Annotated in this window: 8 protein-coding genes; 1 reads left to right on the top strand and 7 read right to left on the bottom strand. The window is 62.6% G+C overall.

The window, feature by feature from the left end:
- Window positions 1-108 precede the first annotated feature (108 nt).
- The 5 genes from AB4Z43_RS15440 to AB4Z43_RS15420 all read right to left on the bottom strand — a co-directional run bounded on the left by AB4Z43_RS15440 (window position 109) and on the right by AB4Z43_RS15420 (window position 6461).
- Complete coding sequence (locus AB4Z43_RS15440; protein WP_027046796.1) at window positions 109-477, bottom strand: GFA family protein; 369 nt, start codon at window positions 475-477, stop codon at window positions 109-111.
- Window positions 478-585: 108 nt separating this feature from the next.
- The gene (locus AB4Z43_RS15435; protein WP_441938234.1) at window positions 586-858 is read right to left on the bottom strand and encodes a hypothetical protein; all 273 of its coding nucleotides are present in this window, start codon (window positions 856-858) and stop codon (window positions 586-588) included.
- A gap of 411 nt (window positions 859-1269) precedes the next feature.
- Window positions 1270-2401, bottom strand: a protein-coding gene (prfB, locus tag AB4Z43_RS15430; RefSeq protein WP_141700923.1) for a peptide chain release factor 2 whose coding sequence is annotated in 2 segments (ribosomal slippage) — window positions 1270-2334 and window positions 2336-2401 — 1131 coding nt in all. Because the reading frame shifts where the segments join, the coding sequence is not laid out codon by codon here.
- 127 nt (window positions 2402-2528) lie between these two features.
- Window positions 2529-4985, bottom strand: a complete 2457-nt coding sequence (locus AB4Z43_RS15425; RefSeq protein ID WP_019857912.1) for a penicillin-binding protein 1A — start codon at window positions 4983-4985, stop codon at window positions 2529-2531.
- A gap of 213 nt (window positions 4986-5198) precedes the next feature.
- Window positions 5199-6461 (bottom strand): N-acetylmuramoyl-L-alanine amidase, encoded by a 1263-nt coding sequence (locus AB4Z43_RS15420; protein ID WP_019857911.1) that lies wholly within the window; start codon window positions 6459-6461, stop codon window positions 5199-5201.
- 651 nt (window positions 6462-7112) lie between these two features.
- Between AB4Z43_RS15420 and AB4Z43_RS15415 the strand changes: the two genes are divergently transcribed.
- On the top strand, window positions 7113-10067 hold the full coding sequence (locus AB4Z43_RS15415; protein WP_441938185.1) for an Rne/Rng family ribonuclease: 2955 nt from the start codon (window positions 7113-7115) through the stop codon (window positions 10065-10067).
- A gap of 107 nt (window positions 10068-10174) precedes the next feature.
- On the opposite strand, the gene AB4Z43_RS15410 is transcribed toward AB4Z43_RS15415, so the two are convergent.
- On the bottom strand, window positions 10175-11122 hold the full coding sequence (locus AB4Z43_RS15410; protein WP_038646568.1) for a glutaminase: 948 nt from the start codon (window positions 11120-11122) through the stop codon (window positions 10175-10177).
- Between the two features lie 5 nt (window positions 11123-11127).
- Window positions 11128-12276, bottom strand: coding sequence for a pyridoxal phosphate-dependent aminotransferase (locus tag AB4Z43_RS15405; protein WP_038646566.1), 1149 nt, complete (start codon window positions 12274-12276; stop codon window positions 11128-11130).
- Between the last annotated feature and the right edge of the window lie 14 nt (window positions 12277-12290).

Here is a 12290-nt window from a genome sequence, read left to right as displayed (position 1 = left end):
CGCGCCTTTTTCGACGGCGCCAAATCAGCCCTTCGCGCGACTTGTACCATGAATTGCGGCGAAAAGCGGAACGGGAAAAGCACCCGCGACGGCTTTTCCGGGGATCAGTTACCAGAGATTCTTGCCGTCAATGACCACCACTTCCACCTTGTCGAGATTGAAGTCGTCGAACAGCCGCGAGTTGACGCTGATCTTCGGATTGTCGAAATCCGGCTCGCCGGTCGACCAATCCGGCGTCTCGGTGAACGTGCCGCAGCCGCAGTTGGCGCAAAAACCATGTTTCACGGTTTTCGAGCCCCACTCATAGAAGGTGACGTTTTTCAGAGGCGTGATGAGCTTGAACTGCGAGGGGGTATAATAGGCCCAGAGCGAGCCACGTTTCGAGCAGAACGAGCAGGTGCATTGCGTCACCGTTTCCGGTGCCTCTGAAACCTCGAATGTCGTCGCCTTGCAGTGACAGCTTCCCTTGATGGTCATCAACATCACCTCTCCATTGTCCGCCGCCCATGCGGCAGGGCACCATAAAGAAGCGATCCTGACAACCGTCTGTCAGCAGGCTCTACCCCTGAACAGCAGGCCGCGAACTCAGTAGGACGATGGTGGCACGAACAGGCAGATCGTCTTGCCGGCATCAAGCCCGGCCTCATGCGCGCACCAATGGTATTCGCCGTCCGGCGAATTCTTGATGCGCCTGTCGCTGTAGGCCAGCACCTCCCCGGTGTCCTTGATTACATAGCCTTCCGGACGCTCGCTGATCGAGGTCTGCGACACCTCGTGGCAGTCGTAATTCGCGCAGCAAGCGAACGGATAACTCCAGCCTTGCGGCTTGGCCGCGGTCGGCTTGGCGTCGTGCGCCATGGCCGACGCCGACAGGAGCGCGATCACACACGCCGCGCAAAGGGGAAGGACAAGCTGGCCAACCGACGGAACGGCGATCGCCGATCTGGAACTGGCAGCAAACATGGCAACGCTCCTTTCAAACGAGGTTTCAAGCGTTTCGCTTGCCCGTTCCCGGAACGTGTCTTCCCAGCGGCCAATCGTCAGCAGATATGCCGCGACCGGCCATAAATGCTTTTGTCTCCTCCTGCCGCAAATGGTGAGCCGAAATGTGAGTCGGTGCAAGAAATTGCTGCGTGGAGGCTGCGCCCGTTGCTGGCCGCCCAAGGCCGCAAACGTGCCCTCCATGACCACGGCAGGTTGCCGTGAGCAATGGACCGCTTGGTCCCCAAGAAAGTGCGAGCGGGTGCTATGGTCTAGTGGCGGACGGTGCTAGTCTAGATCCGCCACGGCCTCGCCTGCGCCGCCTTCGATGCGTTGCGACAGCGAGGCTTCCATGAAATCGTCGAGGTCGCCATCGAGCACGCTCGACGGGCTGGTGCTTTCGACGCCGGTGCGCAGATCCTTGACCAGCTGGTAGGGCTGCAGCACGTAGGAACGGATCTGGTGGCCCCAGCCGATGTCGCTCTTCGAGGCTTCCGTGGCGTTGGCGATGGCCTCACGCTTCTTCAGCTCTTCCTCGTAGAGGCGCGAGCGCAGCATCTCCCAGGCCTTCGCTTTGTTCTTGTGCTGCGAACGCTCGGCTTGGCAGGCGACCGCGATGCCGGTGGCGATATGGGTGATGCGCACGGCCGAATCGGTGGTGTTGACGTGCTGGCCGCCGGAACCCGACGAGCGATAGGTGTCGATGCGTACGTCGGATTCGGAAACATCGATCTCGATCGTGTCGTCGATAACGGGATAAACCCAGACGCTGGCGAAGGAGGTATGCCGGCGCGCATTGCTGTCATAGGGCGAAATGCGCACCAGGCGATGGACACCGGATTCGGTCTTCATCCAGCCATAGGCATTGTGGCCCTTGATCAGCAATGTGGCGGACTTGATGCCGGCCTCTTCGCCGTCATGCACTTCCAGCACCTCGACCTTGAAGCGGCGGCGTTCGGCCCAGCGCGTGTACATGCGCAAGAGCATCGAGGCCCAGTCCTGGCTTTCAGTGCCGCCGGCGCCAGCATGGATTTCGAGATAGGTGTCGTTGGCGTCGGCTTCACCCGACAGCAGCGTTTCGACCTGGCGGGCCTTGGCCTCGCCCTGCATCGAACGGATCGCCGCTTCGGCCTCGGCGATGACGCCTTCGTCACCCTCTTCCTCGCCGAGCTCGATCAGGCCGATATTGTCTTCCAGCGCCTGGGTCAGGCCCTTGACCGCCGCAATGCCTTCCTCGAGGCCCTGGCGCTCGCGCATCAGCTTCTGCGCTTCCAGCGGTTCGTTCCAGAGGCTGGCGTCCTCGGCCCGCACATTGAGGTATTCAAGCCGCTTTATGGCCTGGTCCCAGTCAAAGATGCCTCCTCAGCAGGGTGATCGCCTGCCTGATCTCGTCGACAATATTCTGCGTTTCCGCGCGCATGGCCTGGTATTTTGTCCTGTTGCTGAAGTGACACTTCGGTCGGCGCGATACATAGGGACGGCGCCGCCATGTGTAAAGCGAAATGGGCCGGCCCCAAGGCCAGCCCAGCGATCCGCATCCGGCCCCGTCAGTAGAGCCCGCCGCCGCCGTCCTGGATGGCCTGGTTGGCCTGCGGCGACAGTGCGCCGCCCGACGCGTTGGAGCCGTCGGCGCCCATTCCGATCACCCAATAGCTGTCGGCGGGACCGGTGCCCGGCTTGAAGGCCTCGATGATGGTGCCGGGATCGCCCGACGCGGCACGCATGCCGGTCTTGCGATTGATCGCGATCAGATTCATGCCCTCCGGAACCTTGAAGTCGACATTGGGCGTGCCGTCCAGCGCCACGCGCATGAAATCCTTGAAGATCGGAGCGGCGAGACCACCACCGGTGGCGCCATGGCCAAGGCCGCGCGGCGTGTCGTAGCCCATGTATAGGCCGACCACGAGGTTCGGCGTGAAACCGATGAACCAGGCGTCCTTTTCGTCGTTGGTGGTGCCGGTCTTGCCGGCAATGTGGCGGCCGAGTTCGCCGATAGTGGCGCCGGTGCCGCGCTGGACCACGCCTTCCATCATCGAGGTGATCTGGTAAGCGGTCATCGGATCGAGCACCTGCTCGGAATTGTCGACCAGTTCCGGCTCCGGCTGGTTCTTCCATTCGCTCGCGTTGCAGCCTTCGCAGCCACGCTCATCCTGCTTGAATACTGTCTTGCCGTAGCGGTCCTGGATGCGGTCAATGAGCGAGGGTTTGATCGACTTGCCGCCATTGGCCATGATCGAATAGGCCGAAACCATGCGCATGACGGTGGTCTCGCCGGAGCCCAGCGCCATCGGCAGATACGGCGCCAGATGATCGTAGACGCCGAAGCGCTCGGCATATTCGACGACCAGCTTCATACCCATGTCGTTGGCAAGCCGCACTGTCATCAAATTGCGCGACTTCTCGATGCCGGAGCGCAGGGTTGCCGGCCCGGCGACGGTGCCGTCATAGTTCTTGGGCGTCCAGGTCGTGTTGCCGCTCTGTATGGTGATCGGTCCGTCCATGATCACCGAGGCCGGCGTATAGCCATTGTCGAGCGCCGCCGAATAGACGATCGGCTTGAACGAGGAGCCCGGCTGACGCATCGCCTGGGTGGCACGGTTGAATTCGGACTGCGCATAGGAGAAACCGCCGACCATGGCCAGCACACGGCCGGTGTGCGGATCCATGGCGATCAGGCCGCCTTCCACCTCGGGAACCTGGCGCAGGCTGTAGGTATTGTCGGAGCCTTCGTTCTTCTGCACGAAGATGACGTCGCCGGGCTTGAGCACGTCGGCCGGCGACTTGGCCTTGACCGTCTTGCCGTCGACCATATGGCGCATGGCAAAGCCCATGTCGTCCTTGCTGACGGTACCTTCGACGCGTTCCTTGACGATGTCGCCCGACGCCTGGCGCGCGGGCTGCAGGCCAATCGAGAGGCCTGATGCGGAGGAGTCGAGCACGACGGCCAGCGACCATTCAGGGACGTCTTCCAATCCCTTGACGGCGCCCAGCGGGACGCCCCAGTCGCCGGACACGTCGATTGACGTCACCGGCCCGCGATAGCCACGCAGCGTATCGTACTTGATCAAGCCGTTCTGCATCGCCTTGCGGGCGATGAGTTGGACTTTCGGATCAAGCGTGGTGCGGACGGACAGGCCGCCTTCGTAGAGCGCGTTCTCGCCGTAACGGGCGATGATCTGGCGGCGCACCTCTTCGGTGAAGTATTCGCCGGCGAACAGATAGGTGCCGGTACGGCGCGGCGTCACGCCGAGCGGCTCGGCCTTGGCCTTGTTGCCTTCCTCACGCGTGACGTAGCCATTTTCGACCATCTGGTCGATGACCCAGTTGCGGCGCTCGATCGCGCGATCGGCATGCTTGAAGGGATGGTAGTTGTTGGGGCCTTTCGGCAGCGACGCCAAGTAGGCGGCCTCGGCCACGGTCAGTTCGTTCACCGACTTGTCGAAATAGGTAAGCGCCGCGCCGGCGACACCATAGGCGCCGAAACCGAAGAAGATTTCGTTGAGGTAGAGCTCGAGGATACGATCCTTGGGATAGGCCTGCTCGATGCGGAAGGCCAGGATCATTTCCTTGATCTTGCGCTCGTAGGTCTGGTCCGCGGTCAACAGGAAGTTCTTGGCCACCTGCTGGGTGATCGTCGAAGCGCCGACCTGGCGCCTGCCCGAGCCGAAATTCTGCAAGTTGACGATGATGGCGCGGCCAAGGCCGGTCACGTCGATGCCGGGGTGGTTGTAGAAGTTCTTGTCTTCCGCCGACAGGAAGGCCGCCTTGACGCGATCCGGGATAGCCTGGATCGGCAAATACAAGCGCCGCTCGCGCGCGTATTCGGCCATCAGCGAGCCATCCGAGGCGTGGATGCGCGTGGTCACCGGCGGCTCGTATTTGGCCAGCACCTCGTAGTCGGGCAGATCCTTCGACAGATGGCTGATGTAAATGGCAACGCCCGCCGCGACCAGAAGGGCCAGCGTCGTGCCGATGCCGAAGAAATAGCCAATGAGACGAATCATACCCGCTCCAGTCCTTGGTTCGGGAATTTCCTAAACGAAGCCGCCTTCCACGCAAGCTTTCGAGCCGGTCCCAATCCGTATTCGAAAACCCATGTCGCCACCATGTGGACAAAATACGGCAAGGCCTGATTTCGTGACCGCCCGCCGCAAATAAAGGCACCGGGTGTTGTCATCCAGCAACGCCGCCTCTGGTTGCAGGCGCCGCAAGGCATGTCAACCTCCGGTTCCAGCCCCGGCCTTGGCGGACGCGAACAGCGCAACGGCGTTGGTGATGCTTTGTGCGGCCTTGCCGCGCCATTCCGCGTTAAGCAGTTGCGCCTCGTCCTTGGCATTCGAGAGATAGCCGAGTTCGACCAGCACGGATGGCACGTCCGGCGCTTTCAATACTTTGAAGCCCGCGGAACGCTGCGGATTGTTGATGAGACCGACGCTGGTCGAAAGCTGGCCGACCAACGTGTGTGCGAAACTCATCGAGAAGGTGTGTGTCTCACGGCGGATCAGGTCGATCAGGATATCGGTCACTTCCTTGTTATCGTCCTTGATGACCATACCGGCGAACTGATCGGAGAGATTTTCTCGGTCGGCGAGCGCCTGCGCCTCGGGATCCGACGCCTTGTCGGAGACGGTATAGACCGTGGCGCCGCGGATGCCCTTGACGCTGATCGTGTCGGCATGGATCGAAATCAGCAGATCGGCCTCATGTTGGCGGGCAATGCGCACGCGGTCGTCCAGACGCAGATATTCATCGGTGTCGCGGGTCATGAAGACATCATATTTGCCGATGGCCGCGAGCTTGTCGCGCAGTTCCGTGGCGAAGGCCAGCGTGACGTTCTTCTCGATGGTGCCGTTCAGACCCTCGGCGCCGCCGTCGACGCCGCCATGGCCGGGATCGATGACGACGGTGAAGCGGTGGCCGGGATTGGAGACCGGCCCGGTGCCAACCCGCCCGCCCTTGTCGGTCGAAACCGTCGAGCCGGTGGTCAGTGCCTGGTTCGCAAGGGCGGCGTCGAACTCCCGTTCGGAGGCCGCCGACATGTCGACGGCAATGCGGTAGCCGGTTCCGTCCTCATTCTTGAGCACATCCAGCTTGTCGACGGCGAACGGCCCCTTGCCGGTAAGGATCAGCCGCGAGACACCGTCGCCGAGTGCGCCCAGGCGCACGCCCTTGACCAGGCCGCGTGGCTTCAAATCCTTGGCGTCGATGGCCAGCCTGGTATTCGCCAGGTCGATGACCAGACGATTGGGTCCGCGCAGCAGGAACCATTTGATATCAGGCTCGCGATCGAAATCCATGACGATGCGCATCTTGGTGGCATCGCCCGCCATCTTGTAGCCCTTTGCCACCAGCGGCGCATCGGCGGCGTCGGCAACGGAAAAAAAGGCCTGGGAAATCACCACCAGCAGCGACAGACATAGAGCGGCAAGAATCCGGCCGCCAACACGACATCCCTTGTCTGTGAAGTCCGCCAGTCCCATCTCTCTTCCAGTCGCTCCCGGTTTGGCGCCAGGCGCCCGCTCGTTTCGTCGAAGTGCCGGTTAGGCCGCGAACTCGATTAACGATTGGTATCCAGAGAAGGTTAACCAAGCCTTTTCACGCAAGGATTGGACCCCAGGCTTACGTTACGGAACTGCTTTTTGCCGGCATCGGAAATCGGGGTTGCCTTCCAACCCGTCAAATCATAAAAGCGATAGTGGATCACTGCAATCCTGGAACCGCCCTCCTCCGCAGCTTCCTGCTACAGGGTCAGATGAAAGGCGGCTCCTTTCGCTTCACGCGAAAAGGCTTCAGGTGATTGCGACGAATTTCGCAGGTGTGCTCCCGTGGCGGGGGAATCACCTGCGTGAGGAAAACGGCCGGGTTTGTCCCCGTGCCGGCTCTGTATGAGCAAACAAGCTGGTCCGGTTTCCGGGCTTTGGTTCAAAAGGTTCCGCTGGTGACGATGGCTTCAAGCGCAATCATGGAAAGGTCCGCATCAAACCGCGCCAGTATGGCAGCGGGCGGCACCGCCATGACACGCAGGCACCGTCCGGCGGACATTCAATTATCCGGCACCCACTCTCCAGACACACAGCAGCGGGCTTTGCCCCGCCAGCTGCGGCTGACGGCTGCCGGGGGGAAACGAAATAATGCCCAACAAAATGCTGATAGACGCCTCCCACCCGGAGGAAACACGCGTTGTCGTCGTACGCGGTAACCGTATCGAAGAATTCGACTTTGAATCCCAGGACAAGAAGCAGCTCAAAGGAAATATCTACCTCGCCCGCGTAACGCGCGTCGAACCCTCCCTTCAGGCAGCCTTTGTCGAATATGGCGGCAACCGTCACGGTTTTCTCGCCTTCAGTGAAATACACCCCGACTACTACCAGATCCCGGTCGCCGACCGTCAGGCACTGCTGCGCGCCGAAGCGCAGGAGGCCGAGGACGAAGAGGACGAGGATGGTGACGGCGATGACCGCCAGAGCCGCGATCGCGGTCGGCGCGGACGCCGGCGCGGCGGCAAGAGCCGCGAGCGCGGTGAGCACAAGCGCGATACCGGCGAGGCAGGCGAAGGCTCCGGCGAGCCAAGCGAAGGCGACGACAGCGGCGACATCGTTGTCGAGGAGATTTCCCACACCTCCGAGATCATCGAACACGCAGCCGATACATCGGAACATTCCGAGACCTCGGGGCATGCCGATACATCAGGCCATGATGAAGGTTCCGCCGATCAGGACGAAACCGAAACCCGCGAGGGTGGTCCGACATCGATCGCCGCCGCGGTCGAAGGCGATGTGATTTCCGAACCTGTCTCGCAGACGGAACAGGCCACTGAAACCACATCCAGCGACAATGATCGTGGCATGTTGGAGGAAGTACAGTCCTCGCATCCCGATGATCACGAGGTCGAATCGGTCGGCGCCGAGGACGCTCTGGAAGAAGTGCGCAACCGTCGCAAACCGGTGCGCCGCCAGTACAAGATCCAGGAAGTGATCAAGCGCCGGCAGATCCTGCTGGTTCAGGTCGTCAAAGAAGAGCGCGGCAACAAGGGCGCCGCACTCACCACCTATCTGTCGCTTGCCGGCCGCTATTCGGTGCTGATGCCGAACACGGCGCGCGGCGGCGGCATTTCGCGCAAGATCACCAGCGCGGTCGATCGCAAGCGCCTGAAGGAGGTCGTTGCCGATCTCGAAGTGCCGCAAGGCATGGGCGTCATACTGCGCACGGCCGGCGAGAGCCGTACCAAGGCCGAGATCAAGCGCGACTATGAATATCTGATGCGGCTGTGGGAAAACGTGCGCAATCTCACGCTCCAGTCCACCGCCCCTGCCCTCGTCTATGAAGAAGGCAGCCTGATCAAGCGTTCGGTGCGCGACCTCTATAACAAGGATATCGACGAGATCCTTGTCTCCGGCGAGGAAGGCTACCGCGAAGCCAAGGACTTCATGCGCATGCTGATGCCGAGCCACGCCAAGGTGGTTCAGCCGTTCCGCGACACGACGCCGATCTTCGTGCGCAACGGCATCGAGGCGCAGCTCGACCGCATGCTGCAGCCGCAGGTGACGCTGAAGAGCGGCGGCTACATCATCATCAACCAGACCGAGGCGCTGGTCGCTATCGACGTCAATTCGGGCCGCTCCACCAAGGAGCACTCGATCGAGGACACCGCGCTCCACACCAATCTGGAAGCGGCCGAAGAAGTTGCCCGTCAGCTCAGGCTGCGCGATCTCGCCGGCCTGATCGTCATCGACTTCATCGACATGGAGGAGAACCGCAACAACCGCTCCGTCGAGAAGCGGCTGAAGGATCACCTCAAGAACGACCGTGCGCGCATCCAGGTCGGCCGAATCTCGCATTTCGGCCTAATGGAGATGTCACGCCAGCGCATCCGCGCCAGCGTGCTGGAATCGACCATGAAGCCCTGCCCGCATTGCGGCGGCACCGGCCATGTCAGGTCCGATTCGTCGGTGGCGCTGATGGTGGTGCGGGCGATCGAGGAATTCCTGCTCAAGGATTCGCGCAGCCACATCACCGTGCGCACGCCGGCGGCAACCGCGCTCTACGTGCTCAACCACAAGCGCGGCACGCTGGTGGAACTGGAAAGCCGCTTCGGCCTGACCATCACCATCGAGGCCGACGATACGGTTGGCGCGCAGCACTACGCGATCTTCCGCGGCGCGCTGGCCGAGAAGCCCGAGGGTTTCGTCGAGGTCCGCAGCCTGCCGGCCTATGTCGAGCCTGAGGAGCCCGAGGACGAGATTGCCGTCGTCGAGGAAGACGATGAGGTCGTGGTCCAGGCCGAGCAGCCACGCCAGCAGCCGCAGCAGAACCAGCAGCCGCGGCCTGCCGGCAGCGAAGATGGCGAAGGCCGCGACCGCAAGCGTCGCAAGCGCCGCAGACGTCGCGGCGGCAGGGATCGCGACCGCGAGCATGGCGCTCCGGCGGACGGCTCATCCATCTCCACTCAGGCCGGCGATTTCGCCGGCGCGGCAGACGCGGCAGGCGATGACGATGGCGAACAGGACGATGCCGCCCCGATCGCTGCCAGCGCGTCCGACGAGGCGGTGCAGGCCGCGGATGACAGCCAGGGCAAGAAGCGCCGGCGCGGCAAGCGCGGCGGCAAGCGCAACCGTCGCGAAGACGGTGAAGGCGAGAGCGAGGCAAGCGCCGGCGAGGCGACCGAGGCTTCGGAAGCCGATGCTTCCGAAAGCGAGCCTGCCTCGATCGAACCGGTGGCTGTTGCCGCGGTGACGGAAGAACCGGTGGCCGCGGCGGGCGAAGAGGTGCCAAGCACCGAGAAGCCCAAGAAGCCGCGTCGCGCAGCCAAGCCGAAGAAGGCAGCCGCCGAAGCGGTCGCTGAAACCGCTGTTGTCGAAGCGGCCGCAGAAGCGCCAGTCGAGCCTCCGGTGGCGGCTGCTGAAGAGGCGGTGGTTGCACCCGTTGCGCAAGAGTCTTCGAAGGCCCGGCCGTCACGACGCAAGCCGGCGGCCATCGACGCGCCCGTGGTGCCGGTGGTGTCCTCGACCGTCGCCGATGAGCCGGAAGCCAAGACCGAAGAAAAGCCGAAGCGCGCCGGCTGGTGGCAGCGGAAGGGCTTTTTCTAATCATTTCAACTGGTTGAAGTGACTTTCTAATAAAAAAATCCCACGCCGATCGAAAGACGGCGCGGGATTTTTCACATTGCGCGTTCCAACAGGTGGCGACGCGCTGGCTAAGGCGCGAAGATCGACCAGTTCATCATCCTGGCCAGCTTTTCCAGCGCGATCGAACCCAGCTTGGAATTGCCGTTGGCGTTGAGGCCGGGCGACCACACCGCAAGCGACGCCACACCCGGCACAATGCCCAATATGCCGCCGCCGACGCCACTCTTGCCGGGTATGCCGACACGGAAGGCGAAATCGCCGGAGCCGTCATAGTGGCCGCAAGTCAGCATCATGGCGCCGATGCGCCGCGCCCGCTCCGCCGACACCACGGAATGGCCGGTCGCCGGGTTCTTGCCGCCATTGGCGAGGAAGCGGCCGGCCATCGCCAATTGCCGGCAACTCATGGCTATGGCGCAATGGTGGAAATAGACGCCCAGCGCCAGTTCCGGAGCATGATGAAGATTGCCGAAGGATTTCATGTAGTTGGCGAGCGCGAAGTTGCGATAGCCGGTGGCACGTTCGGACGCCGCGACCTCACGGTCGATGATGATGGTCTCGTCGTCGGCGAGAAACTGGATGAAGCGCAGGATCTCGCCGATCGCCTCGCGCGGCTGATGGCCGGCAAGCAGGATATCGGAAATGACGATGGCGCCTGCATTGATGAACGGATTGCGCGGGATGCCGTTCTCGTGCTCGAGTTGGACGATCGAGTTGAATGGGTTGCCCGAAGGCTCGCGCCCGACCCTTTTCCACAGCGCGTCGCCGACATTGCCGAGCGCCAGCGTCAAGGTGAACACCTTGGAGATGCTCTGTATCGAAAAAGCCTGGTCGGCATCGCCCGCCATCAGCACGCGGCCGTCATTGGTGACGGCGGCAATGCCGAATTTCCTCGGGTCGACCTTGCCCAATTGGGGAATGTAGGTGGCGACATCGCCGCGATCGGTGCGTTCGGCCATTTCGGCGGCGACTTCGGCCAATGCCTGCTCAAGTTTGGGAGCCTGTTCGAGTTCCGGCATCGGGGCTACCTCAACCAGCGTTCGATGCGCGCCATCGCCTCGACCATGTCGTCGTGGCTGCCGGCATAGGAAAACCGCATCGTGCGATGTCCGGCCTGGGTGTCGAAGTCGCGGCCGGGCGTCGCCGCGACATGCGCCTCGGCCAGCATCTTGCGCGCGAAGGCCATGCTGTCATTGCTGTGGCGGGTGACATCGCAAAACGCATAGAAGGCGCCGTCCATGGGCGCGGCCAGCGGGAAGCCGAGTTCCGGCAAGCGTTTCATCAGCAGTTCACGGTTCCAGGCATAGCGGCCCTTGATCGCTTCCAGCTCTTCGGTCGCGGCAAAGGCTTCGATAGCGGCGATCTGCGACAGTTCGGGGGGCGAAATGTAGAGGCTCTGGGCGATGCGTTCGACCGGCCGCACCAGCGCTTCCGGCAACACCATCCAGCCGATGCGCCAGCCGGTCATGCAATAGTATTTCGAGAAGGAATTGATCACCGTGACGCTGTTGCCGAAGGCAAGTGCGGTGGTGTCCGGCGCGCCATAGGCCAACCGGTGGTAGATCTCGTCGGAAATGACGGCGATGCCCAGTGCCTCCGCCGTATCGACCAGCGCTGACAGTTCGTCGGCCGGTATGACGGCACCGGTCGGGTTGGCGGGACTCGCGAAAAGCACACCCTTCAACGGCTTCTCGCGATGCGCGGCCTCCAGATGACCGGCATGCAGATAGGCTGCGTCGCCAAGTTCGATCTCGACCACATCGATGCCGAGTGCCGCCATGATGTTGCGATAAGCGGGGTAGCCGGGTGCCGCGATGGCAACGCGATCGCCCGGATCGAACATCGCCAGGAAGGCGAGATTGAAGGCCGCCGACGAACCCGTGGTCACCGCGATCCGGGCGGGCTCGACTTCGAGCTGATAGTGATCCGCGTAATGCGCGGCGATCGCCTTGCGCAGGCCGGCCAGCCCCAGCGTGTCGGTGTAGCCGATGCGGCCGACCTGCAAGACTTCGGCCGCGGCGGCGCGAACCCGCGCGGGCGCCGGGTCGGACGGCTGGCCGACCGCCATGGAGATCACCGGCACGCCTTGCGCCTTTAGCCGGTTGGCTTCGGCCAGCACATCCATGGCGTGGAATGGTTCGACATTGCCACGACGCGAGAGTGAAACGACCATTTTATCCCTATCCC

Origin of the sequence: Mesorhizobium sp. 2RAF45, from assembly GCF_052115225.1 — a bacterium.
GTDB classification, from domain to species: Bacteria; Pseudomonadota; Alphaproteobacteria; order Rhizobiales; family Rhizobiaceae; genus Mesorhizobium; species Mesorhizobium jarvisii.
Note: the sequence above shows the minus strand (reverse complement) of the source record. Positions and strands in the feature narration are given on the sequence as shown.